The sequence below is a fragment of the Dyadobacter sp. CY356 genome (assembly GCF_021440195.1).
Taxonomy (GTDB): Bacteria; Bacteroidota; Bacteroidia; order Cytophagales; family Spirosomataceae; genus Dyadobacter.
On sequence record NZ_JAJTSZ010000008.1, the window covers coordinates 301,321 to 326,377 of the forward strand.

26 protein-coding genes and 1 pseudogene are annotated in these 25,057 nt (G+C 40.0%); 13 read left to right on the forward strand and 14 right to left on the reverse strand.

The features are described from left to right. Positions 1-4: 4 nt before the first annotated feature. On the reverse strand, positions 5-2,479 hold the full coding sequence (locus tag LXL81_RS23625) for a TonB-dependent receptor domain-containing protein (protein WP_234649508.1): 2,475 nt from the start codon (positions 2,477-2,479) through the stop codon (positions 5-7). A gap of 706 nt (positions 2,480-3,185) precedes the next feature. Here LXL81_RS23625 and LXL81_RS29345 point away from each other — a divergent pair. Beyond that, a pseudogene (locus LXL81_RS29345) lies at positions 3,186-3,647 on the forward strand (DUF6268 family outer membrane beta-barrel protein); the annotation flags it as partial. Here LXL81_RS29345 and LXL81_RS29350 read toward each other — a convergent pair. Together LXL81_RS29350 and LXL81_RS23635 are read right to left on the reverse strand one after the other, a co-directional pair. Next, complete coding sequence (locus LXL81_RS29350; RefSeq protein ID WP_409013958.1) at positions 3,558-3,755, reverse strand: DUF3986 family protein; 198 nt, start codon at positions 3,753-3,755, stop codon at positions 3,558-3,560. The pseudogene LXL81_RS29345 and the gene LXL81_RS29350 sit on opposite strands and share 90 nt — an antisense overlap. A 224-nt stretch (positions 3,756-3,979) precedes the next feature. Continuing rightward, the gene (locus LXL81_RS23635; protein WP_234649512.1) at positions 3,980-4,315 is read right to left on the reverse strand and encodes a helix-turn-helix domain-containing protein; all 336 of its coding nucleotides are present in this window, start codon (positions 4,313-4,315) and stop codon (positions 3,980-3,982) included. 122 nt (positions 4,316-4,437) lie between these two features. On the opposite strand from LXL81_RS23635, the gene LXL81_RS23640 reads away from it, so the two are divergent. Together LXL81_RS23640 and LXL81_RS23645 are read left to right on the forward strand one after the other, a co-directional pair. Beyond that, positions 4,438-4,839 carry a DoxX family protein gene (locus LXL81_RS23640; RefSeq protein ID WP_234649513.1) on the forward strand — a complete coding sequence of 134 codons (402 nt, stop codon included), beginning with the start codon at positions 4,438-4,440 and terminating at the stop codon, positions 4,837-4,839. A 125-nt stretch (positions 4,840-4,964) separates the two neighbouring features. Further along, positions 4,965-5,786, forward strand: coding sequence for an alpha/beta fold hydrolase (locus LXL81_RS23645; protein ID WP_234649515.1), 822 nt, complete (start codon positions 4,965-4,967; stop codon positions 5,784-5,786). A gap of 105 nt (positions 5,787-5,891) precedes the next feature. Here LXL81_RS23645 and tpx read toward each other — a convergent pair whose 3' ends face one another. Next, entirely contained in the window at positions 5,892-6,482 is a 591-nt protein-coding gene (gene tpx / locus LXL81_RS23650) for a thiol peroxidase (RefSeq protein WP_234649517.1), read from the reverse strand. 152 nt (positions 6,483-6,634) lie between these two features. On the opposite strand from tpx, the gene LXL81_RS23655 reads away from it, so the two are divergent. Continuing rightward, positions 6,635-6,994, forward strand: coding sequence for a VOC family protein (locus LXL81_RS23655; RefSeq protein ID WP_234649519.1), 360 nt, complete (start codon positions 6,635-6,637; stop codon positions 6,992-6,994). Between the two features lie 133 nt (positions 6,995-7,127). Here the strand turns inward: LXL81_RS23655 and LXL81_RS29085 are convergent, their stop codons facing one another. Then, positions 7,128-7,259 (reverse strand): hypothetical protein, encoded by a 132-nt coding sequence (locus LXL81_RS29085; protein WP_255713891.1) that lies wholly within the window; start codon positions 7,257-7,259, stop codon positions 7,128-7,130. Positions 7,260-7,565: 306 nt separating this feature from the next. Here LXL81_RS29085 and LXL81_RS23660 point away from each other — a divergent pair, with 306 nt between their 5' ends. From LXL81_RS23660 to LXL81_RS23685, 6 genes are all read left to right on the forward strand, one after another. Continuing rightward, the gene (locus LXL81_RS23660; protein ID WP_234649521.1) at positions 7,566-8,462 is read left to right on the forward strand and encodes an NmrA family NAD(P)-binding protein; all 897 of its coding nucleotides are present in this window, start codon (positions 7,566-7,568) and stop codon (positions 8,460-8,462) included. 14 nt (positions 8,463-8,476) lie between these two features. Continuing rightward, the gene (locus LXL81_RS23665; RefSeq protein ID WP_234649523.1) at positions 8,477-9,382 is read left to right on the forward strand and encodes an AraC family transcriptional regulator; all 906 of its coding nucleotides are present in this window, start codon (positions 8,477-8,479) and stop codon (positions 9,380-9,382) included. 583 nt (positions 9,383-9,965) lie between these two features. Beyond that, positions 9,966-10,430, forward strand: a complete 465-nt coding sequence (locus LXL81_RS23670) for a hypothetical protein (protein ID WP_234649526.1) — start codon at positions 9,966-9,968, stop codon at positions 10,428-10,430. Between the two features lie 160 nt (positions 10,431-10,590). After that, entirely contained in the window at positions 10,591-11,673 is a 1,083-nt protein-coding gene (locus tag LXL81_RS23675; RefSeq protein WP_234649528.1) for an efflux RND transporter periplasmic adaptor subunit, read from the forward strand. Between the two features lie 25 nt (positions 11,674-11,698). After that, positions 11,699-14,905, forward strand: a complete 3,207-nt coding sequence (locus LXL81_RS23680; RefSeq protein WP_234649530.1) for an efflux RND transporter permease subunit — start codon at positions 11,699-11,701, stop codon at positions 14,903-14,905. Continuing rightward, positions 14,895-16,328 carry a TolC family protein gene (locus LXL81_RS23685; RefSeq protein ID WP_234649567.1) on the forward strand — a complete coding sequence of 478 codons (1,434 nt, stop codon included), beginning with the start codon at positions 14,895-14,897 and terminating at the stop codon, positions 16,326-16,328. The genes LXL81_RS23680 and LXL81_RS23685 overlap by 11 nt, the downstream gene beginning before the upstream one ends. Before the next feature lie 152 nt (positions 16,329-16,480). On the opposite strand, the gene LXL81_RS23690 is transcribed toward LXL81_RS23685, so the two are convergent. After that, positions 16,481-16,714 (reverse strand): helix-turn-helix transcriptional regulator, encoded by a 234-nt coding sequence (locus LXL81_RS23690; protein ID WP_234649531.1) that lies wholly within the window; start codon positions 16,712-16,714, stop codon positions 16,481-16,483. 3 nt (positions 16,715-16,717) lie between these two features. Next, positions 16,718-17,248 carry a DUF2975 domain-containing protein gene (locus LXL81_RS23695; RefSeq protein ID WP_234649534.1) on the reverse strand — a complete coding sequence of 177 codons (531 nt, stop codon included), beginning with the start codon at positions 17,246-17,248 and terminating at the stop codon, positions 16,718-16,720. A 290-nt stretch (positions 17,249-17,538) separates the two neighbouring features. Here LXL81_RS23695 and LXL81_RS23700 point away from each other — a divergent pair, with 290 nt between their 5' ends. Beyond that, positions 17,539-18,426: a pyridoxamine 5'-phosphate oxidase family protein gene (locus tag LXL81_RS23700; RefSeq protein ID WP_234649535.1), complete on the forward strand. Its 888-nt coding sequence runs from the start codon at positions 17,539-17,541 to the stop codon at positions 18,424-18,426. Between the two features lie 129 nt (positions 18,427-18,555). On the opposite strand, the gene LXL81_RS23705 is transcribed toward LXL81_RS23700, so the two are convergent. Genes LXL81_RS23705 through LXL81_RS23715 form a run of 3 tightly spaced genes read right to left on the reverse strand, consistent with a single transcriptional unit; the run spans position 18,556 to position 19,690 of the window. Continuing rightward, on the reverse strand, positions 18,556-18,729 hold the full coding sequence (locus LXL81_RS23705; RefSeq protein ID WP_234649537.1) for a hypothetical protein: 174 nt from the start codon (positions 18,727-18,729) through the stop codon (positions 18,556-18,558). Positions 18,730-18,746: 17 nt separating this feature from the next. After that, positions 18,747-19,028 (reverse strand): helix-turn-helix transcriptional regulator, encoded by a 282-nt coding sequence (locus tag LXL81_RS23710; protein WP_234649538.1) that lies wholly within the window; start codon positions 19,026-19,028, stop codon positions 18,747-18,749. After that, complete coding sequence (locus LXL81_RS23715) at positions 19,022-19,690, reverse strand: hypothetical protein (protein ID WP_234649540.1); 669 nt, start codon at positions 19,688-19,690, stop codon at positions 19,022-19,024. Before LXL81_RS23715 ends, LXL81_RS23710 begins: the two co-directional genes overlap by 7 nt. A gap of 105 nt (positions 19,691-19,795) precedes the next feature. On the opposite strand from LXL81_RS23715, the gene LXL81_RS23720 reads away from it, so the two are divergent. Next, positions 19,796-20,956: an NAD(P)/FAD-dependent oxidoreductase gene (locus tag LXL81_RS23720; protein ID WP_234649542.1), complete on the forward strand. Its 1,161-nt coding sequence runs from the start codon at positions 19,796-19,798 to the stop codon at positions 20,954-20,956. A gap of 25 nt (positions 20,957-20,981) precedes the next feature. Here LXL81_RS23720 and LXL81_RS23725 read toward each other — a convergent pair whose 3' ends face one another. The 4 genes from LXL81_RS23725 to LXL81_RS23740 form a co-directional block, all read right to left on the reverse strand. After that, entirely contained in the window at positions 20,982-21,794 is an 813-nt protein-coding gene (locus LXL81_RS23725; RefSeq protein ID WP_234649543.1) for an AraC family transcriptional regulator, read from the reverse strand. 35 nt (positions 21,795-21,829) lie between these two features. Continuing rightward, positions 21,830-22,801 carry an aldo/keto reductase gene (locus LXL81_RS23730; protein ID WP_234649545.1) on the reverse strand — a complete coding sequence of 324 codons (972 nt, stop codon included), beginning with the start codon at positions 22,799-22,801 and terminating at the stop codon, positions 21,830-21,832. Positions 22,802-23,031: 230 nt separating this feature from the next. Beyond that, positions 23,032-23,802 (reverse strand): glucose 1-dehydrogenase, encoded by a 771-nt coding sequence (locus LXL81_RS23735; RefSeq protein ID WP_234649547.1) that lies wholly within the window; start codon positions 23,800-23,802, stop codon positions 23,032-23,034. A 28-nt stretch (positions 23,803-23,830) separates the two neighbouring features. Further along, positions 23,831-24,583: an SDR family NAD(P)-dependent oxidoreductase gene (locus LXL81_RS23740; protein ID WP_234649549.1), complete on the reverse strand. Its 753-nt coding sequence runs from the start codon at positions 24,581-24,583 to the stop codon at positions 23,831-23,833. Positions 24,584-24,688: 105 nt separating this feature from the next. Here LXL81_RS23740 and LXL81_RS23745 point away from each other — a divergent pair, with 105 nt between their 5' ends. Next, a complete protein-coding gene (locus LXL81_RS23745) occupies positions 24,689-25,045 on the forward strand; it encodes a helix-turn-helix domain-containing protein (RefSeq protein ID WP_234649551.1) in 357 nt (118 codons plus the stop codon). Positions 25,046-25,057 lie beyond the last annotated feature (12 nt).

Genomic DNA, 25,057 nt, shown 5'->3' on the forward strand with positions numbered 1-25,057 from the left:
AAACTTAATTGTCCGTACTTGGCGCATTGTGTAAAAAATCATTTCCCTGTTCTTTCCCTTTTTTAAATTCAAGTTTCCCGAATTTGTATGTCAGACTCAGACCAAAAGAGCGATAGGGGACCAGGACGGTATTGGTGGCCAGGTAATTACCGGTTTTCACTGTGGTGACCTGACTGATATATTTGGTAAAAGGATTTGTTGCCGTGAAACCGATACTCGCATTTTTGTGGTAAAATTGTTTTCTGAATGCAAAGTTGTAGGTAAGCTGCTGCGGCCTTTTGCCCTGAATGGTGTTGATGGCGGATGAATAATTCCCAAAACCTTCAAGACTTAAATCCTTTGGTAGTTGATAGGTCGCATTCAGATTAAAACGCCAGTTGGTTCCATTGGTTACGTTTCCACCGAGCAGGTTATTGACAACCCTCTTTTGTGTTACTACGAAATTACCTCTCAGATTTAAATGATCTGTGATTGGCATTGAGCCTGATAAACTCACGCCGGAATTATATTCCACACCAATATTTTGACGATTCGTCACCGACACATTCTCATATGTGGAATCACCGATCATGTATGTCGGATAAAAAGTGGTGTATGGTTTCACGTCTCTGGTGTTAATCCGTTCAATCAACGCGATGTACACACTTCCTCCATTGCTGAAAGGTTTGTTGTAACCAAGTTCAAAATTATTCCCGATTTCAGGTTTCAAAAGTGGGTTTCCTGCCGTGATATTATACGGATCGCTCAGGTTCATAAACGGGTTGATTTCCCGGTATTCGGCTCGCTCAATCCGGCGTGTGAAAGCCAGTTTTAAAGACTGGTCGTCCTTGAAATTGTGTGAAAATATAAGTGATGGTACCAGATTATTGTAGGATGGAATGGTCGTATTCGGATAATCGATTTTGACATCCGTATGTTCAAATCTTGCTCCGGCTTTTATATTGAGCCAGTTAAACATGGAAAAAGTAGTGGAAAGATAACCTGCATAAATCTTCATATTGTAGCTCAACTGATAAGACTGCGTCGGATCAAGTAAAAACTGGTTTTGAGACGGGGTGAAAACACTGATATCAGCCACGCTTTTAATATCCTGCAAAACCGTTTTTACACCAGTTTCAATCATAAAACCCTTTTTTACCGGATAGGCATAATCGATTGAAATATTGGTTTGTTTATCATTTCCGGGCGTATTCCCCCTCGTTCCGGATGTGGCGAGGGATTCACCGTTATAACTTTGGATCTGACTGTAATTATTCCCTGGTTTCCCAAAACTGGAACTGTAAAGTACGTTCAGTTCCTGTCCTTCTTTTTTTAGTTTTTTGATATAATTCAAACTCCAGTCAAAAGCGCCGATACTGTTTTTGCTGGAAGAGTTCCGTAGAATTTCCTGAGCCAGCGTAGGAATACCAGTCTGGCTGTATGTTGTTTGATTGATATCGGTAAGCCCGCTACCACTGCTCCGGAAACTGTTATAGCCGAATGATCCGATCAGATTATCTTTCTTGCTGATAGTCCAGTCAAAACCCAGACCGGAACGATAACCGCTTCTCTTAAAGTCCTGAAAACCATTCTGCAAAAGACGGGTTGTTGTGGTATCAGCAATGTTACTGGAAAGACGATCCTGGGTACTTGGTGTTCTGGAACTGAGCTGTTTATTCCCACTAAAAAAAGCATTGATACCAAAATTATTTTTCCTGAAATTCAGATTAGCAGAACCATTCTGAAGTCTGGTTCCGCCCGTCAGGCTCACATTTCCATTTATTCCCTGCAACTTGTTATCTTTCAGGATAATGTTGATAATTCCACCGGTTCCCTGCGCATCGTATTTGGCGCCCGGGCTTGTTATGGCTTCAATACTTTTGATCTGGCTGGCCGGAATCGACGAAAGCGCATCAGTAAGGCTGTTTCCAAAAACGCTGGACGGTTTTCCATTGATCAAAAAACGCACGTTCGGATTGCCCTGCAATTCAACATTTCCATCAATATCAACCGAAACCTGTGGTACTTTTTTCAAAACATCCAGCGCAACTCCGGCCTGGGAAGTAATATCATTTGCTGCGTTGTAAACAATTTTATCAATCTGATTTTCAACAATGGTTTTTGTACCTGTGACCGTCACCTCTGCCAGAACATTTACGGTTGGTGTTAAAGTGATAACATTTAATGAAACCGTTTTTGTAGAGCCTGAGATGATCACATCTTTTACTTCTTTTTTTTGATAGCCGATAAAATCAACCGAAACGGTATAGCTGCCAGCCGGAATCCCTGCAATTTCAAAATAACCCGATGTATCCGTCACGGCTCCGTTAACTATGGCATTTGTTAGCTGATCGGTTATAGCAACAGACGCGTATTCTACGGGTAAGCTTGTAGAAGCATCCCTGATTTTCCCTGTTACCTTACTGTTTTGTTTATTTTGGGCGTGTGCATTGATTACACATGAAAAGAATAAGAAAATATACAATAGTACTGGCCTCATAACTAATTTAAAAAATGATGAAACAAACGTAAAGACCAATTCTGAATTTTTTTGGTAAAAACCTTTGAAGTATAAACAAGTAGAAAAAATTAATGATTATTTAATGTGGGCCGGGGTGAATTTTCAAGAATTCATAATCGTCAAAAAATCTTCATTTTTATATTTTGACAACTTACTAAAAGATAGATATTTAAAGTCTGGAACTTATTTATTCTCTGTCTGTGTTAGCACAACATATCGGAAATTTTCAACTTTATATTACCACAAAACTGGTTTGAATTTCCAGGGTATCTCGTCAAGTCCGAGAATTTTAGAATGTTACTGTAAGATTGTTTCTTTTTTGTACTATTTCCATCAATAATTTATGCTGTCAGGCAACCGGAAAGCTTTGCTTGTTTTTCTGTGTACAATCTGTGCAAATGCGTTTTCACAGGATTTAAAACCAGGCTTAACTGGTATGGCTCCGTCCAAATGGCTGACAATGAGATATAATCATTCGCCGGGTAAGGTGTATGATTTTCCAAATGTGGGTGCCAAAAAGTTTACCCATGAAGAATATTATTTCAGAGCATGGCTTCCTGTGGTTCACAGTAAAAAAGTGACTCTTCTTGTAGGTCCAAACTATCGGTCTGAGCAATTTGAACTGAAAACGCCGGGGGATAATCCGATAAAAAAAATGGCGGGCTGGAACCTTCGCTCTTATGCCATGGATGTGAATGCACTTATCAAATTAGACAGTACTTCCTGGCTTGTTACTACGACGAACATCAATAAAAGCGGAAATCTTGAATATCTGACCTTAAAACAGATTCCGATCAATTATACAGTTTCAGCCACTTTTCTACGTAAAAAATCTGTCAATAAGGAGATCGGTTTTGGGGCTATGTTAAATAAAAGTTACAAACTGACCGTGCTGCCCGTATTTGTATTTAATTATAACTATTCCGAAAACGCAGGTATTGAGTTGATGCTGCCAAAAAGAATAGCATGGAGAAGAAATTTATCACCTAATGACATCATTTACCTGAAAGCCGAAACGGTAAGCCGGACGTATTATGTCAATTCCGCAAGCAGTGATTTACCAAGTGTATATCGCCGTGTTGACGTAGATATGGGCATAAGTTATAACAAGAAGCTGGGCAATTTTGGCGGTGTCGATATCATGGCTGGTTATAGAAAAAATTTGAGTACCCGAATGGTTGAAGGCGGGATTCCTATTAAAACCTCTGGCCTTGCCATAACGGTTGATTTTTACATACAGCCTCCAAGATTTCATAAAAAGAAATAAAAATTCAAAATCAGCCCGTATATCAATTTTGTTTCACCTGTCTTTCTGAACGTTTACCATTCAGCGTTCTAATGCAGGATCTGGTTGTAGAATAAAATGATTTGTGTAAAGCTAAAAAAAACGCAAAGGCCGCTAAGTTTTTACTTTGCGAACTTTGCGTTTTTACTTTTTTTTTTCTGCATGAAAAAGTTAAGCAAATAAAGATAGAAACCTTATTGAATTATCTTCTTCCGATGCGCCAATCCCCAGTAATGCAACTCTTCCATTACCTTTTCCAGTGACTTTCCATGTTCCGTAATCGTATATTCAACGGTTGGCGGAAAGGTGTCATATACATCTCTCCTCAGCAATTTGTTTGCTTCCAGATTCTTCAGTTCTTTGGATAACGTTTTGTCCGTAATGCCTGTAACTTCTTTTGAAATCTGTTTGAATCGCCGTGGACCCGCAGATAGGGCAAACAGAATTAAAAGCTTCCATCTGCCTTCCAATGCCTCCAAAGCATCGCGGATCGAAAGGGCAGTTTTAGGACACCCGCCTGTGGTCAGCATATTTATCTTGTTTTAATTTTACGATACTATCACTTTGGATAGCGCTATCCAAAGTGGAAGCGCTATCGAATGGAAAGCAAAGATAAGTAGGTTTGTATCACATTTTGAAATTTTACAGATACATGAACGACTATCAGAAATCATCAAAAACCAGGAATACGATCCTTTGGATTGCGCAGATATTGCTGGCAGCCTTTTTTATTATAGGTGCCGTAATGAAATTTATGCCGATTGAAAAAATATCCGTCATTATGCCATGGACAGGACAGGTTCCAGTCCAGATCGTAAGAATCCTTGGCATAATAGATCTGCTGGCCGCCGCAGGTTTAGTACTACCGCCTATATTTAAAATTAAATCAGAATTGACCTCATGGGCTGCAATCGGAATTGTTTTGATGATGATTTGTGCTGTTATTTTTCATGTTTTGAGAGGAGAAGCATCGGTGATCGGAATCAATTTGTTTTGTATTGTTTTGGCCTGTCTTGTGGCATGGGGACGGTTCAGGAAAGGTAGAATTGGGTGAAAATGTATCCGTAACTGGTACTTAATCATGATTGACACAGATTTAACATAGATAACTTTTTCAAGTTATTTCAAACACATATCTTGGTAAAAGTTTAGTGTCAACCACAAGTTAAACCCCAAATCATGGCTAAGATCACTGTAAAAGACGGTACTGAAATTTATTACAAAGACTGGGGAACCGGGCAGCCCATCGTATTCCACCACGGCTGGCCATTATCCGGCGACGATTGGGATGCACAAATGATGTTTTTTCTGGACAAAGGATACAGGGTGATTGCACATGACCGCAGAGGTCACGGAAGATCTTCCCAGACTTCTGAGGGACATAATATGGATACTTACGCATCAGACGTGGCTGAATTAACAGAAGCGCTTGATTTGAAAAATGCAATCCATGTGGGTCACTCAACCGGTGGTGGGGAAGCCATTCATTATGCTGCAAATTTTGGCCAGGGACGTGCGGCAAAGGTTGTTCTGATCAGCGCTGTTACGCCATTGATGGTACAAACTGCTGGAAATCCTGACGGTGTTCCAATGTCGATATTTGATGAGATCCGTGAAGGGACAGCTACGAAAAGAGCACAATATTTTCAGGATTTCACAATACCTTTTTACGGGTACAACCGTGAAGGTGCAACCATTTCGCAGGGTATCCGTGACAACTGGTGGCGTCAGGGAATGATGGGCAGCGTGAAGGCACATTATGACGGTATCAAGGCTTTTTCAGAAACTGATTTTACAGCAGATCTTCAAAGCGTAGATTTCCCCGTGCTGGTTTTGCATGGTGAAGATGATCAGATCGTGCCTTTCCCGATTTCGGGAGCAAAAGCTATAAAACTTTTGAAAAATGGTAAGTTGATTTCATACCCTGGTTTTCCTCATGGTATGCCTGCCACAGAAGCAGCTACGATCAACAAAGATCTATTGGAATTCTTCCAATCCTGACCTGCAAAGTAAAACGGCAGGTTTTTGGATTTAAATAAAAAAATGGCACCGCTTTATACCAGGGTATAGGAGGTGCCATTTCTTTACTTATTGGTAAAATTGTGATTACTTAATCGCAGCAATTGCAGCCGTGTAATCAGGTTCTTGTCCGATCTCCGGAACTTGTTGCTCATAAACAATTTTGCCTTCCGGGTTAATAACGATCACGGCCCGGCTCAACAAACCTTTCATCGGACCATCCGCGATTTGAACACCATAAGAGGTTCCGAAATCAGTTCTGAAATCCGAAAGCATAACCACGTTATTGATTCCTTCTGCGCCGCAAAATGCTTTTTGAGCGAATGGCAGATCTTTGGAGATGCAAAGCACTGTTGTATTTTTCAAACTTGCAGCATCTTCATTAAATTTCCTTACCGATTTGGAACAAACACCCGTATTCACACTTGGGAAAATGTTCATGATAATGTATTTTCCTTTGTATTCTGCCAAAGATTTTTCTTTCAGATCAACACCGGTCAGGGTTGAATTTTTAACATCTGTCCCGACAGCCGGAAGTTTTCCAACTGTATGAATTGTATTGCCACCCAAAGTAATAGCAGTTCCGGATTGTGCAAAAGAGCTGGTTGCGATGAACATACCAAATAGCCCGATAAAAACAACTTTGATTCTGACAGAAGATTTTTTTATGCTGGTCATATTATTTGTTTTTTTGTTATTTATCATCGAATGTACAAATAAAACTGACGCCACAATTTATTTATCCGGCTTTCCGGTCAAGTTGTATTAATGAAGAAAAAAGAGGATTTTTACAGTGATTAAAATTCTTCAAATTAAATTCAAAAATCATCATGCTTACCGACATAAATCCCAAATTGCCTATGCGTGATAAAGCTATCACGAAGGACTTTTACATAAACAAATTAGGTTTTGAGCAATTTGGCAGTGATGTGCATAAAGATTATTTGATGGTTAAAAAGGATAACATTCAAATTCACTTTTTTGAGTTTAAAGAAATTGACCCAAAGGAAAATTACGGGATGGTTTACATCCGGACTGATGATATTGAAAAATGGTACCAGCTGGCACTAGATCAAAAAGTAAGTATTCCAACAGCCGGACATTTGCAAATCAAGCCATGGAGGCAAAAGGAATTTGCGATGCTTGATCCGGATAATAATTTGTTGACTTTTGGGGAGAGTATGTTTTGAATTGTGTGACTGAAATTTCTCTCATGGTCAGTCCATAACCTTGCCAATGTGCCAGAGAGTATCAGCGCTAAGATCTATTTCTTCATTTTTCCATGAAACAAAATATACATAATTAATGACTCTTTTAAAGTTATTAATATCCTGCAACCACTGAAAAGCCTCGGATTTCAAAAAAGGTGATATCCGCATTTCTCGTAATGCCATCGTCAAAGAAACATTTCAGAAAGTATCCGTCTGTTGCTGTAAGATTTTTAATAGTTCTCATAGTCAAAGTGTGATGTTTTGTTCTAAATATAAATGAACAGCAAGAAATGTTCCCATATACCGTGTCTTTTAATATTTAACTATCATGTTCATAACTGTAATCATTTTTGTAAGTCCGAAGGACTGACATTATTATAGAGGATTCAAATGTCATGATCATCAATACCACGAAGTGGTGACATAAGGATTTTCTTCACTATTCAACAATAACCTTCAATTCCTAATTCCAACTACAATAAAAGTAGATTCAGCTACATTCACCAACTTTCTGCTGCTGAACTTTGTGATCTAAACAAACAGGGAAATAATGAAAATTATAGTAACAGGTTCGACAGGTCATATCAGCAAACCGCTGACGGATGAATTGGTACAAAGAGGCCACGATGTAACGGTCATCAGCAGTAAGTCTGAAAGAAAAGAGGAAATTGAAAATCTTGGTGCAAAGGCAGCCATTGGCTCCTTGGACGATGTGGAGTTTTTGAAAGATATTTTTGCGGGTGCTGATGCTGTGTATAGCATGGTTCCGCCAGCAAATTACTTCGATCATAACCTTGATCTGCTCGCTTATTATCATAACATTGGTAATAATTATGCAGAGGCCATCAATCATTCCGGAGTGAAAAAAGTGGTGAATCTCAGTACATTCGGGGGTGATCTTGAAAAAGGAAACGGAATTTTACGAGGTGCCCATGATGTAGAGGAGATTTTGAATAAATTACCACTGGATGTCTCAATCACACATATTCGGCCGACTTCATTCTTTTATAATTTGTATGCTTACACCAATATGATTAAGAAGGCAGGAATGATAGCGGCAAATTATGGTGCCGAAGATATTATTCCCTGGGTTTCACCAACGGATATTGCGGCGGTGGTTGCGGAAGAATTGGTGACGCCGTTTATTGGCCGAAAAGCGCGTTATATTGCAAGTGAAGAATTAACAGGAAGTGAAACGGCTGCTATTTTGGGTGCTGCCATTGGTAAACCTGATTTGCAGTGGATACTGATTTCTGATGAGCAGGTACAAAGTGGACTGGAAGCCATTGGGATGAACCCACAAATTGCGGCTGGAATGGTTGAAATGTATGGAAGTCTGCATAATGGTGCACTAGCGGAAGACTATTACCGTAATAAACCAGCTGTCATGGGAAAAGTGAAACTGACAGATTTTGCCAAAGAATTTGCGGCAAGATATCATAGTTAAAAACCTTAAAAATAATGGAACCGCTCCGCATCAAAACAATAACCGAATGGCATCAGTTAAGATTTTTGCCCAAACCCCAGCACCCGCTTGTCAGTGTGATCAATTATGCTGACATAAAGCAGCTGAGGGATGATGAGCCGAAAAGTATCGTAAATGATTTCTATTCAATTTCACTGAAAAGAAGTTTTAATGCGAAGATGAAATATGGTCAGCAGGAATATGATTTTGATGAAGGTGTTCTGTTTTTTATTTCTCCTGGTCAGGTTTTTTCAATTGATGCAGCTAAAAATATACAGCATACAGGTTGGTCATTACTGATTCATCCAGATTTTCTCTGGAACACATCGCTGGCACAAAAGATAAAGAAATATGAATATTTCAGTTACGCAGTTCACGAAGCACTGCATCTTTCTGAAAAAGAGGAGGCGATGATCGCAGCCATCATGCAAAATATTGAGCAGGAGTATCATGCCAACATTGACAATTTCAGCCAGGAAGTGATCATTGCACAGCTGGAATTATTGCTGACATATGCCGACCGGTTTTATAACCGACAATTTATTACAAGAAAGATAACGAACCATAAAATTTTAATCCGCCTTGAAGAAATACTGGATGATTATTTTGATGGCGATACTTTGGAGAAAAATGGATTGCCTTCGGTTCAGTATATCGCGGAAGTTTTAAATACCTCACCAAGTTATTTAAGCGGCTTGCTCAAATCTTTGACCGGACAAAGTACGCAGCAGCATATTCACGATAAACTTATTGAAAAGGCAAAAGAGAAATTATCGACTACTAATTTATCGGTAGGTGAAATTGCCTTTTCCTTAGGATTTGAACATTCCCAATCGTTCAGCAAATTATTTAAAAATAAAACCAGTCTTTCTCCGCTGGAATTCCGGCAATCCTTCAATTGAATTACGACGATTGAAAAAAGAAAATTCTGATTTATTCTTACAGCATTTTTTAATTAAACAAACGGCTTTCAAACTCTTCTGATTTGAAAGCCGTTTGTTTTTTGTCTGCACCTCTAAATTTCTGACGCCGTATCAAGTATTCCATAGTAGCATTCAAAAAAATAGTAATACAAACGGACTTGACCAAACGTAAAATATCACTGGTAGATTTATAAAGTGCCACTTAGAAATTAATAATTCGCGACTTTCTATCTGCAAATATATCCTTTGAATAAATCAATTTTTAAAGTTAAACAGGACTCATAAATTAGGCTTGATCTGCGTTGCAGTCAGATGATTTTCGCTCCCGAAAAGAATATAATTTTTTGTAGAAACCACAATTTTTCTTCGCTTAAAACAGCAGATGCCGGGATTAATTAATTGTAAATTTTTTAATAAATTCAGTGCGTTGATATTTTTATATAAAATCTGGATAAAATAACATGGTCGCTAATGTTTGGCAATATTTTAATTCCATTTTAATTTAGCTTTAATACCACGCTAATCAACATTGACGCTATTTGTAACCAGAACATGACCATGAATGACCACTACCTCACCTAAGTTTAATGTTTTGCGGCCGATGATTAAGAAACTGAGATTCATATTACCACTTGTAATTGTTTTGTTGACTGGATTTTTTCAGCACAGCGGACGTGGTTATAGCGATTCTTTTTTCCTTTCTGCAATAAAAGATTTCGAAGGTTCAGTGTTCTCCGGTTGTGCTGGTTTGCCCGCCAATCAAGGCTTCTTTTTACAATCCTTACCGTCTGGCTCCGAAAACGGAAATGTTAAAAATCACGCTACGGCCATCGAAGAAAAGAACGAAGAGCTGGTTGCTTTTAAAAAATATTTAGAATTCAGTTACGAATTTTTCACTCCGTTTTATTCCCACAACACCGGAGGTTTTCGCCCATTCATTCCCAACGGGTTATTTTTAGCCAAGCATTTTTGTTATTTTCCGTCATATAAATCACTGTATCTTTTATTAAAAGTTTTCAGGATCTGATACCCGGATTTAACAGGAAGTGCAAATGCCGGCTCTTCTGATTTTTTCTGTTGTTGATAACCAATAACATTGATCAAAAAGGCAAAAGGTATCTTAAATGCAGGATACTTTTCAAACAGAATTACCAAAAACTCATATAGTATTAAATAAAAAAATCATCATGAAGAGAATTCTCATGGTCATTAGTTTGTGTGCGTTGTTGCTACATACAAGCTGTGAATCAAAAAAGGAAGAAAAGGAAGAAGAAACCGACTATCAGGTTACAAGTCCATTGCTTAGAGACACTTTGGTGACAAAGGAGTATGTTGCACAGATCCACGCCATCAGCCATATTGAGCTGCGGGCTTTAGAAAAAGGTTATCTTCAAAAAATCTACGTGGATGAAGGTCAGTCAGTTAAAAAAGGCCAGCTTATGTTTCAGATCATGCCGATGATCTATCAGGCAGAAGCACAAAAAGCTCAGGCTGAGGCTAATTTCGCAGAAATCGAATACAAAAACACAAAATCGCTTGCCGATAGCAATGTTGTTTCTAAAAATGAACTAGCATTAGGTAAAGCCAAATTTGATAAAGCAAAAGCAGAACTTGGATTGGCAAAGGCTCACCTGGGCTTCACCGAAATCAGAGCTCCTTTCAATGGTATCATGGATCATTTCCAGGGCCGGTTGGGAAGTCTTGTAAATGAAGGTGATTTGCTTACAACGTTATCAGACAACAGTAAAATGTGGGTCTATTACAATGTACCGGAAGCTGAATATCTTGATTACAAAACGAAGATCAGCAAAGAAGGTCCTTTGAAAGTTGAATTGCTGATGGCAAACAACAAATTGTTTGATTATCCTGGTTATGTTGAAACGATTGAGGCTGATTTTAATAACGAAACAGGTAACATCGCGTTCAGGGCCACTTTCCCAAATCCAAAAGGATTGTTGAGACATGGCGAAACAGGTAATATCCAGGTTAAACTTCCATACAAAGACGCGCTTATCATCCCTCAGAAAGCCACTTTCGAGGTTCTTGAAAAGAAATACGTTTATGTGCTGGATAAAGACAATGTGATTAAATCAAGAGAAATAACGATAGCAGCCGAATTGCCGCACATTTTTGTCGTTAAATCTGGTTTGAATAAGAATGACAAAATCCTTCTTGAAGGTTTACGTCAGGTACACGAAAATGAAAAAATTCATACAAAATTCGTAAAGCCTGACTCTGTTATCTCTCATTTAAGTCTGTATGCCGAATAGTTAGGTATCTAAAAAAGTAAACGACATGTTCAATCAATTCATACGAAGACCTGTATTCGCTATTGTGATTTCGATCATGATAGTCTTTATAGGCATCCTGGCGATTGAGAAATTACCTATTTCTCAATTCCCGGACATTGCCCCGACAACAGTTAATATCTTTATCGCTTATCCGGGTGCGAGTGCGGATGTACTCGTAAAATCTACGCTGATCACGCTGGAACAGGCAATCAACGGGGTTCAGGATATGCGGTATATTGCAACGGATGCAACCAGTGCTGGTGAGGCTACCCTGAGGATCATCTTCGAGCCCGGGACCGACCCCAACGTTGCGGTTATCCGGGTTAAAACAAGGGTGGATCAGGTTATGCCACTTTTGCCGGAACTTGTTCAGCGTGAAGGGGTTATTATCTCTCCTGTTCAGCCTAGTATGTTGATGTACGTCAACCTTTATTCGAAAGAAAAAAGCATTGACGAAAAATTCCTTTTCAACTATGCTACGGTAAAAATGATTCCTGAGATCCAACGGACCAAAGGGATTGCAAGAGCACAAATATTAGGTAGCAGAAGATATGCGATGCGTCTTTGGTTAAACCCTGAACGTATGCGTGCTTACAATATTTCTACCGAAGAGGTTATGAAAGCGGTAGGGGAACAAAGTATTGTTGGTCGCCCGGGTCGTATTGGACAAAGCTCCGGTATTGCGGCTCAGTCGCTTGAATACGTACTTACTTATAAAGGACGATATGACAAACCTGAAGAATATGAAGGAATTATCATTCGTGCTAACTCAAAGGGTGAAAGTATACACCTTAGAGATATCGCCAAAGTTGAGTTAGGTAGTGAATTCTTTGATATTTATTCCAACCTGGATGGTCACCCATCGGCGGCCATTGTATTAAGACAAAATTATGGTAGTAATGCCAGTGATGTAATTGAAGAAGTAAAAAAGAAGCTTGAAGTGATGAAGGAATCTTTCCCTCCGGGAGTAGATTACAAAATCAGTTATGACGTTTCGAACTTTCTTGACGCGTCTATCGAGCAGGTTATTGATACCTTGCGTGATGCGTTTATCCTGGTAGCCCTGGTTGTATTTGTATTCCTTGGCGACTGGCGTTCAACTTTGATTCCGATCCTTGCGGTTCCGGTATCACTGGTCGGGGCATTCTTTGTAATACAGGCTTTTGGGCTTTCCATCAACCTGATCACACTTTTTGCCCTTGTACTTGCGATTGGTATTGTGGTCGATGATGCGATTGTCGTCGTCGAGGCCGTCCATGCCAAGTTTGAGGAAGAACCCGGGATATCACCCTTCAATGCGGTGAAAAAAGTGCTTGCAGAAATCAGTGGTGCGATTATCGCGATCACAGCCGTAATGGTTTCAGTGTTCCTGCCGATTTCGTTCATGTCTGGTCCCGTTGGTACTTTCTATCGACAGTTCTCGATCACGATGGCCAGTTCAATCGTAATTTCGGCCCTGATCGCCTTGACACTTACTCCGGTATTGTGCGCCATGTTGCTTCAAAATCATCATGGACACGAGAAGAAGAAAAACATTCTTACAAAAGCGCTTGACAGCTTTAACCGTGTATTTGATAAACTTACCGGAAGATATGTTGCTTTGCTTAAAAGGATCGTTAGCCGCAGATTTGTTACCTGGGCAGTATTGCTGGTATTCTGTGCAGGAATTGTATTTGTGAATAAAATTCTGCCGGCAGGTTTTATCCCGAATGAGGATCAGAGTACTATCTATGCGATTATCCAGACACCTCCGGGTTCTACGCTTGAAAAAACGAATGAAGTTTCAAGACGTCTTCAAAAGATTTGCGAAGAAGTGGGTGGAATTGAATCGGTATCATCTCTTGCAGGTTACGAGATCATGACCGAAGGTCGGGGATCTAACGCCGGTACTTGTTTGATCAACTTGAAATCGTGGCACGACCGTGATAAGAACGTGAAGGAAATCATGGAAGAGCTCGAGTCAAAAACTCGTGGTCTTGGAGCCGTGGTTGAATTCTTTGAACCGCCGGCAATTCCTGGTTTCGGTACTTCCGGTGGTTTCTCTATGCGTTTGCTTGATAAAAACTCAGAAACAGATTATAGCGCATTTGATAAGATCAACAAGAAGTTCATGGAAGATCTTGCAAAACGTCCTGAGCTTACTGGTTTGTTTACATTCTTCGCTGCGAATTATCCTCAGTACGAATTGCAGATCGATAACCAGCTTGCCATGCAAAAAGGCGTATCAATCGGAAAAGCGATGGATAACCTGAATATCATGATCGGTAGTACATACGAACAAGGGTTTACAAGATTTAACCAGTTCTTTAAAGTGTATGTGCAGTCTGACCCAAGTTTCAGAAGACTTCCATCTGATCTTTTAAAACTTTTTGTGAAAAATGATGCGGGTGAAATGGTTCCTTATTCATCATTTATGACGCTTAAAAAAGGTCAGGGACCCAATGAGATCACACGTTTCAACCTGTACAATTCAGCGGCGATCCAGGGTCTTCCGGCCAAAGGATACACAACGGCTGATGCCATCCAGGCTATCCGTGAAGTTGCTGCGAAGACGTTGCCAAAAGGATATGATATTGCTTTTGAAGGTCTGTCTTATGACGAATCGATTCGTGGAAATGAATCTCTTGTCGTGTTCATGATCGTATTGGCTTTCGTATACTTTGTATTGGCAGCGCAGTATGAAAGTTTCATTATTCCATTCGCCGTAGTGTTATCGCTACCGGTTGGGGTATTTGGTTCATTCCTGCTGCTTAAATTGATGGGTCTTGAAAACAACATCTATGCTCAGATCGGTCTCATCATGTTGGTAGGTTTGTTAGGTAAAAATGCCGTGTTGATTGTGGAATTCGCTGTCCAGAAGCGGCAGCAGGGTGAAACAATTCTGAATGCAGCCATTGAAGGAGCAAAAGTTCGTTTCCGTCCTATCCTGATGACATCATTTGCATTCGTTGCCGGTTTGATACCATTGATCAGTGCAACAGGTGCAGGTGCGATTGGTAACCGTACAATCGGTGCTTCGGCTATGGGTGGTATGTTATTCGGAACAATTTTCGGAGTAATCATCATTCCTGGATTGTACTATATATTTGGCTCTTTGGCCGATGGTAGAAAAATGATCAAAGATGAAGAGGACGGCTCATTGTCTGAACAGTTTGTTCATGCGATCGACGCTTTCCCCCAAACTAACGAACCTCATAATGATGCGCAATAAAAGAATATTAAGTTGGGTCGGGATAGCATTTATTTCCCTCGCTTACACCGCGTGTAAGACACCAACTCTGGTAACGAAAACAGAAAATAAAGCAGTACCTGTGAGCTATACCGGCTCACAGGACTCAACCAATGCCGGAAAGCTGTCGTGGAAAACTTACTTTGCGGATAGCTCGCTGCAAGCCCTGATTGAACAGGGTTTGCAAGGCAATCAGGAGTTGAATATCACATTGCAGGAAATCCAGATTGCCAATAACGAGATTATGGCAAGAAAAGGGGAGTACATGCCTTTTGTAAATCTGGGTGGTGCGGCTGGTGTTGAAAAAGCATCGCGGTATACACTTCCGGGTGCCACTGAGGAAATCACTGAAATAAAGCCGGGCAAGAAAACGCCGGATCCTTTATCAGATTTTCGTTTTGGCGCAACTGCTTCGTGGGAAATCGACATCTGGCATAAGTTAAGAAATGCTAAAAAGGCTGCCGCTTACAGATACCTGTCTTCGGTGGATGGTAAAAATTTCACTGTGACCAACCTGGTGTCAGAAATTGCAAGTAACTATTATGAACTACTGGCTCTGGATGCGCAGCTTGAAATTTTGCAGAGAAACATTGACATTCAGAACAATGCCCTGAAAATCGTTAAAATGGAGAAAGAAGCAACCCGTGTGACGGAACTGGCTGTAAAGCGATTTCAGGCGCAGGTGCTGAATACCCAGAATCTGCAATACGATATCAGACAGAAAATTGTGGAATCTGAAAACCGTATTAATTTCCTTTTAGGACGTTACCCACAGCCGGTTGTCAGGACTCACCAGAATTTTGAAACGCTGATGCCAACCATCATTCAGACTGGTATCCCAACTCAGTTGTTGGAAAACCGTCCGGATGTTAAACAGGCTGAGAATGATCTTGCCGCTGCCAAACTGGATGTTCAGGTTGCAAAAGCTAATTTTTATCCTCGCCTGGGTCTTTCAGCTGTACTTGGTTTTCAATCGTTTAATCCGGTTTATCTTGCCAAAATGCCAAAGTCGATCATTACGTCAATTGCCGCAGATATGGCAGGACCATTGATTAACAAAAACCTGATCAAGGCAACTTATTACAGTGCAAATGCGAAACAGATACAGGCTGTTTATAATTATGAGCGTACTGTTTTGAATGCTTACATTGAAGTTGCCAATCAGATTTCTAGAATTGGTAACCTTGAAAAAAGCTACGATCTGAAAAAGAGCGAAGTGGATGCACTTAATGAATCGATCAACATCTCAAACCGTCTTTTCGCTTCGGCAAGAGCGGATTATATGGAAGTTCTTCTGACTCAGCGCGACGCGTTAGAATCAAGATTCGACCTTATTGAAACAAAAATGAACCAGATGAATGCCACGGTTAGTATCTATCGTGCTTTGGGTGGTGGATGGAGATAATAAAATGCTGAAAATAATATAGCATGTAAAGTTCCATCATAAAGTCAAGCAAAAAATGGTTGCCAAATCCACGGCAACCATTTCTTGTTTTTCAACAAATCCGAACAACAAACGACAACCCTTGACAATAAATGACAATCCTTAACAATACTCTAATCTTCCAAAATTTCCACCCCCACATCAGTTTCTGTAAACTCCAAAATATCCCCAGGCTGACAGTTCAGGACTTTACAAATACCTTCCAGCGTAGTAAAACGAATCGCTTTTGCCTTTCCGGTTTTGAGCACAGACAGGTTGGCAAGTGTTAATCCAACTTTTTCCGAAAGCTCATTCAATGACATTTTTCGCCTGGCCATCATCACATCCAGATTTACAATGATCGGCATAGTTTATACGGTAAGGTCATTTTCTGATTGAATTTCCACACCACGTTTAAAAACCTGGGAAATTATAAATACCAGTCCGGCCATGAAGATAAATTCCTCTGCGGACAAGGTTTCGCTTGTGATACTTGTTTGCTTCAATAACCAGCTAACGTGTTCGTTGTTTAAAACGGCTACAATCCAGATTCCTAACAATGTGTAGCTGATTTTTTCAAGTATTGAAACCATTTCAACTGTAAAAGGATTTGCCAGATTTACTTTGGAAAGTGCCTTGATCACCATAAATGATACATAAGCCTTCATTGCTGATACGGCAATTATAAAAGAAACGGACATCGTGTATTGATATATACTGAACGTTCTGAGTTCTTCTAAATTCAGGTCTTTATATAAATTTTTAGCCGCTCCCGGATTTAGGCAGCTTACAACATAGGAAACCAGAATTGCTCCGGTTTCTATCATTAAACCAACAAATGCAATCCAGGTAAGGACATACATTACGTTTAAAATTTGTTTTGTTCTAGTATCTGTTTCCATAGTCTTGATATTTTATGAAACAAATATAGATAATTATTTATTGTTTATCAATAAATAAAATATTTTAATCGATAAATGATGATTGGGTGTTATAAATCAATTTCCAGTAATTCCAGCGATTTTTGATTGTCGGTTACGCTGATCATTATATTAAAAGCTTCACGGGTTCGGCGGAATTTAAATATATCATCTGACAAATTTTCAAATACTACATCAGCAACGACAATTATATGATATATTTAAATCGGGGATAAATGGGTCATCTTCATCCTATTTAAAATGATAAAATTATGCCTGGTTCAGTTTTTCATAACGGCGAGCTATACGTTCAGCAAAGTACTGGTGAAGAATATTTTGCGATGCAGAATGGCTCCATTGTCAGGGATAGTATCATGGGAGGAGCGCTTAATTTTGTGCATAGTCAAAGATTCTTTTTTGCGTCAACAAAAGATCAGGACGGAAGGCTCTGGGCTTCTGTACTTTCAGGAAATCCTGGTTTTCTGGATATTCAGGATGCTCACAATTTACTTTTAAATATAGATTTTCTTAATTCCAGTCCTGGTGATATTTTCTGGGAAAACATCCGTAACAATTCGTCAATTGGTTTATTGTTTATAGAGCTGGCGACCCGCAGACGGTTCAGGGTGAACGGCAATATCATTCAATTGGGAAAACTTTGGAAAATTGAAATTGAACAGGCATATCCCAATTGTCCAAAATATATTCAAAGAAGAGAATTCACAGAGACAAATTTAATTGCAGAACCGGCGAGTCGGGATATAAAAAAATGGATTGCGGAGGCGGATACTATTTTTGTAGCAAGTGCTGGCAACGATAATAATCTGGACATGTCACATCGCGGAGGAAATCCCGGATTCATTTCCTGGGCCGCAGAAAATGTATTACGAATACCTGATTATCGCGGTAATTCAATGTTTAATACTTTGGGTAATTTTTATGAAAATCCACAGGCTGGATTACTGTTTGTGAATTTTGAGAATGGTGAAACGATGAAATTATCGGGCAAGGCAGAGCTATTCTTAAATGATGAAAAAGCCGGTTCTTTTACAGGCGGAACAAACCGCTACTGGGATTTCCATATTGAAAAGATAATTTTTGAAAAATCACTTGAAAATTTTTCAATGCACCTTGTTGATTATTCACGCTATAACCCGTAGTATGTTGTTTAAAAATATTTCTTTTTACTGATCAATATGTAAAATCTTAGACAGACAAATAGACGGAATCAGTTCATGATTTCCATTATTTGCCTGCCTTTTCTAGTATTCCTCTAAAACCTTTATCAATTAATTGCCTGCTTTTTTTGCTGATTCTTCGCCAGATTCTTTGGCGGAATTTATTTTATCCTGTTCCGCCAATACATCGTCCCACATGGTGTCTCCACATTCTTCATTCACAAATGGGAGGTAATTTTCTTCCTCCACTTTCGGGGTTGAGGTCGCTAATTTTTCAGTATCCATAAATTTTTTTTTGTTTATTAAGACCGGCTATATTGTTTCGGTTTCATACCGATATGTTCATTAAAAACTTTTGAAAAATGGCTAAGATTAGTAAAACCCATCCGGTAACCTACGTCTGCGACGGATAGTCTTTCTCTTTTTAACAAAAAAGCTGCTTCTTTCATTCTGAATTCCTGGTAATAATTAAAAATGCTGTTCCCGAAAATTTGCCTGAATAATCGTTTCAGTTTGGTTGGGCTCATATGGGCGTAAGCTGCCAGTTCATTTATGACGGGCGGCGTTGCAAGATCTGTCAGCATTGCACTTTCACTTTGTACAGGATTTGAATATCCTGTGGGTTTAAGTCATAGATATGCTTTTCATTCCGTCTGGCCAGTTCCATTAACAATCTGCAAATCAGTTCCTCCGCCTTTACTCTCAGAAAAAACAATTGAAAAATTTCTTCAATGGGTTCAGAAACCATTTGTGCTGCAATCTGATGAAGAGAAGGATAGATAATCTGTTCAAACAACAAAGGTTGATTATTCTGCAACAGGCTTTGCAATACCAGTGATTTTTCAGTCAGGTCAAATAACCCGTTCAGATAATGCGCATCCACTTCTATGTTGATCGTCGCGGTATTGGTGTGCACAGGGATTTCAGCCATACTCATATGCATGGTAGCAATTAAAACCGAAGGCATCAATTGCAGATCTTTTTCCATTGGCAAGTCTTTTGTAATGGGGAAAATATTTTGAAACTTGAATAGTAACCTGCTATCGGGTTTATCATCGTAAGGATTGCTGATGATCAGATCTTCGTTTAGTTCGTAGTTGAAGATCAGCATTCTGATATTTTCGTTAAATACAAATCCGGCGCAATAACCTCGCCCAAATTTCTCCGGAATTTCCAATCTGTGGTTTTTTACTTCCGTCCCTAAGAGCTGAGCGAATTCTTTTAAAACATTGGGTACAGTTAGCATTGAGCATTTTTCATTAAGTCTTTTACGACTGTTTTAAAGTCTTTTTCGGATATATTATCTCTAAGCTACCTGATATTTTTGTATTGTAGTTAATAATTTGAGATTATGATACTTTATAATAAGAAAATAGCCATTATCGGCGGTGGACCGGGAGGTTTAACATTGGCCAGACTTTTACAGCTTCGAGGTGTGGATGTAAAAGTGTATGAAAGAGATTTTAGTCCGGAAGCCCGCGTACAAGGTTCTCCGCTTGATATGCATGAAGAATCAGGATGGGCAGCTTTAAATAAGGCAGGTTTAACAGATGAATTTAAAAAACATGTTCGTCATGGAGCCGATAAAAAGATTATCCTAAACGAACAGGCCGAAATAGTTTTCAGCGACCACGAAACCAAATCTTTTGAAGGTTTGAATAAAGAGCATTATCGTCCTGAAATTGATCGTGGCGCGTTGCGAAAGGTATTTTTAAATGTTTTATTGCCGGAAACAGTGGTTTGGGATAGTCATTTTATTTCCCTGGAAAAGCAAAATAGTGGTTGGCTTGTGTATTTTAAAAATGGTTCTGTTGCTTATGCTGATCTTGTGATTGGCGCTGACGGTGCTCATTCTAAAATCCGGCCATATGTTACAGATATTAAAGCTGTTTACACAGGCATCACCATGCTTGAAATCAATATTGAAAACGCTGCAACATCAATTCCTGATATTTTCAGACTTCTGAATGGAGGCAAAGTAATGGCTTTTGGAAATGGAAAATGTCTGTTGGGCGGTCAAAAAGGAGATGGCGGCCTGGGTTTTTATGCCAGCTTTAAAACAGATGAAAATTGGGCATTATCGGGTGGCTTAAATTTCTCAGACAAGTCACAAATGTTGGATTGGTTTAAAAATGAATATAACCAATGGAGCAATATCTGGTATAAGCTGTTTGGAAAAGCTTCTATGCCAATGATTCCGCGTCCAATTTATTGTATGCCATTGGATCAAAACTGGCAGGCTCTACCGGATCTGACATTGCTTGGCGACGCTGCTCACGTCATGCCGCCCTTTGCCGGAGAGGGAGCCAATACTTCCATGTTTGATGCAATTGAACTTTGTGAATGTTTGACATCCGGCAAGCACAACACTATGCTGGAAGCCATTTCGTCCTATGAAGTTAGTATGCGTAAAAGAGCAGCAAGGGCCGCAAAACAATCATTGGTAAATGGCGAACGGATGCATTCAGAAGCTGCGCTGGAAAAAATGCTGGGTGTTTTTGGTTTGAAATAATTGTTGACTAACTAAGCATCAAATACTAAACGGACCATTCTTTGGGCGTTTTGCCAAATTTTCGTTTAAAAGAATGGGAGAAATGGGAGAGGCTTTCAAACCCGAGTTCGAGATAAATTGCAGACGGTTTTTTGTTCTTACTTTCTATCAGATGCCGGGCTTCTATAAGTCTTCTTTCTTGCAGCCAGTGCCGTGGTGCCATGCCAAATATTTTCTGAAAGTCACGCTTGAACCCAGCCAGACTTCTTCCCGTAAGCAGTGCAAATTTTTCAACCGGAATATTATAATGAAAGTTGCTGAGCATGAATTTTTCCAAATCCATTTTATAAGGCTCCGAAAAGTCAAATAGAAATTCTTCGAGTTCGGGCATGGTGTAAAGGAGGAGGTGTACCGCCTCCTTTACTTTCAGCCTGCCAAGCGAACTGGTTATTTTTGGATCAGGATTACGAACATATGGAATAATGGAGTCGAAAAATGCGCGCAAAAAATCATTAGCAGGAATAAGAATGTTTGGCGGTCCCGTATATTTTTGACCAATCTCAATTTGTTCTTCCAAGACAATCTTTCTGAGCAGTTCTTCATTTAAACTGATGACAATCGTTTGATAATATTCCCCTTCCAAAGGAGTTTTCGTAAGCTCAGCCAACTGATTTTTTTGTACCAATAACATCTCACCCCGACCCATTGAAATTTTCTCGTTGGCCGTTTCTAATGTGAAGCGGCCCGAAACCTGTAAAACCAGGATCTTGTTTTCCAGGAATGCCACTTTCTCTTTTTTGCGGGTTGAGAGATAAGAGGAAAAAATCATCCCTGGAATTATTTCAGTTGGATTTGTCATGCGCAAAGATATTAAAAACAAGACTTACATAATGTTTACCGCTGAAGGTATGTACCGCCCAATATCGATCCCGGTGCAAAGTGCGTATTCAGCATATCCATTTCCCCGGCGGTTAACTGAATTTCCATGGCCTCCATATTTTCTGGCAGTCTGGACCTCCGGCTCATACTTACCAATGGCATAATATGGTCTCCCTGCGCATTCACCCAGGCGATCGCCAGCTGCGTTGGCGTATAACCTTTTTCCTTAGCCATCTGCTTTAAAACTTCAACAGTTTCAAGATTTTTAATCAGATTATCTCCCTGAAAACGTGAGAAATGGTTGTGGTAATCATCGGCTGAAAGTGGAGCTTTCATTTCACCGGTCAGCAATCCTTCTGCGGTATTAGCAAATGCGACAACGCCTATTCCAAGTTCTTTCGCAGTTGGAAGCAAGTCGCTCTCTATCTGACGATCTGCCAGAGAATACCCAATTTCCAGTGCAGATACCGGATAAACGCGGTTTGCCTCACGCAGTTGATCAACAGTTATTTCGGATACACCCAAGTGGCGCACTTTTCCTTCCTTTATCAGATCGGCAACCGTTCCGATCACGTCTTCAACCGGAACACTGCCATCGAGTCTGCATGGCTGATAAAGATCGATTGTTTCAATTCCAAGACGTACCAGGGAATAGTTGACGAAATTCTTAATCGCAACAGGCCTCAGATCCAACCCGATCCACTGTCCATTATGAAAAATTGCTCCAAATTTTACACTCACAAAAGCATCATCCCGACGACCTTTGATAGCCTTTCCTACCAGCATCTCATTATGTCCATGGCCATAAAAGTCGCCGGTATTTAAAAAATTAATTCCACTGTCCAACGCCGACTGAATGGTAGCGATGCTTTCATTTTCATCATTCGCCAGACCTCCCCAAACGGATGACATGCGCATACAACCCAACCCAAGTTTAGAAACAAGCGGGCCATTTTTTCCAAGATTTATTTTTGTTATCGTTGTCATTGTTTTGTTTAATGATTGATAACCCAAAGGTCGTTGATGTTCTTGCTTCTAAATTTCGTCTACGGCTCAAAAAACTTGTCTGTACGGATCAGTTATTGATTTTGGAGTTTACTATTGACGAATTTGTAAATACTAAAAAAGGAAGCAAAAACAACTGCAAATTTTTGTTTACAGGTGTTTTTGCTTCCCATGACATGATAAAATACCTAACTAATTTTTTGTGACAAACATTATTTCATCAGACTGATATTTGTCATGCCTCCGTCTGAAAGGATTTCGGTACCAACAATAAATGAAGAGTCGTCAGAGGCAAGGAAAACTGCTGCTTTTCCCATGTCAGATGGTAAGCCCATTCTTCCTACCGGAATCAGGTCCTTCCAGACTTGTTTAACTGCTTCCACCTGTTCTTTTGGTACGATCTTACCAAATACCGGTGTGTCAATTGAGCCGGGTGATAAGGTATTCACTCGGATTTTTCTTTCTAACAGATCTAGCGACAGACCTTTGGCGAGTGATACAACTGCCGCTTTCGCCGCACCATAAATCGTCATGCCAGGTGCTGCGCGGTGTGCTGCGCTGGACCCGATCAGGATAATGGATGCGCCTTCGTTGAGGTACGGAAGTGCTTTTTGAACCGTAAAATAGGCACTTTTCAAATTCAGATTCATGTATTGGTCATAGTTGTCTTCTGTAACATCCGTGATAGATGCCATGGCCATTCCATCTACGATACCACCGGCATTGACAACCACAGTATCAATTTTACCAAACCGGTCAAAAGTAGTTTTGAAGATGCGTTCCAGGTCTTCCATTTTTGTTACATCGCCCTTGATGGCTATAAAGGTTGATCCAAGTTCCTGAACGGATTGATCCAGTGATTCCTGATTTCTGCCGGTAATTGTACCAATTGCACCTTCGTTTTTGAACGCTTCTGCAATACCGAATCCAATGCCGCTATTTCCGCCGGTAATGACAGCTACTTTATTTTTTAACCTATCCATTTTATTTTTTTAAACCTTACATTAATAATTAAATTCCGTAGATACCGCCCGAAACGGATATCTTCTCTCCCGTAATCCAGCCGGCATCGTCGGAAGCCAGAAATACTACTTTCGCAATATCTTCCGGTTGGCCGGTACGCCCGAGCGGGGTAGTGGCGACTAATTTTGCTTCAAAATCGCTGCCGATAAAACCTGCACTATGCGAGCCTTCTGTTTCAACCACACCGGGCAAAATGGAGTTGATCCGGATATTTCTTCCGCTGAATTCTTTTGACAAAGCAATTGTAATGGCGTCCAATGCTGCTTTGGTGGCAGAATAGACTGAGCCCGTTGGTAATGGCGTATTGCTTGCGCCGGAGCTGATGTTGATGATGTTTCCACCTTTGTCACCAAAAAGTTTCAAAGCCTCGCGGATTGCCAGGATTGAACCCAATACATTGATATTAAAGTGCTGGTGAACAGACTCAACGGATACCTGTTCAATGGGTGCGTACTGGTATATGCCAGCATTATTTACCAGGATATCCAGCTTTCCAAAAGCTGTTTTTGTTTCTTCAAACAACCTGATCACGTCAGCTTCATTGGAAACATCGGCCTGTATCGAAATGGCTGTTCCTCCAAGATTCGTTATTTCCTTTACAATTTTGTCTGCACCCTCTTTGCTTGATGCGTAATTCACCACAACTTTTGCGCCTTCTGCTGCAAAATATTTGGCAATAGATGCGCCTATCCCTTTTGATGCGCCAGTTACGATGGCTACTTTGTTTTCCAGTTTACTCATTTTGACTATTGATTAAATATCGAGCTGCAAAGTTATGGCAGACAAATATATTTTGGTAACTTTGTTTCAAAAAGTAACAGTAACATTGAAGTAACCGGGTAACCTATGGAGTGCAAAACTGATTTTCAAACGGATCGTAAAAAGGAGATGATGGCCATCCATGACGCCATGGATGTGCTGAGCGGAAAATGGAAGATCTATATCATTTCGTCCATTTGTCATTATAACAAAAGAAGATTCTCAGATATTTTGAATGATGTCGTCGGGATATCAAACAAAATGCTTAGCAAGGAATTGAAGGAGCTGGAAATCAATAAGCTGGTTGTGCGCACCGTTTTAGATACGCACCCGGTGACTGTTCACTATGAGCTTACCAAACACGGCAAGACGTTACAGACCATTATTAATAATCTGACCACCTGGGGAATGGAGCACAGAAAGGAAATTATCGGGAATGGTTAAAGTTTCCGGAAT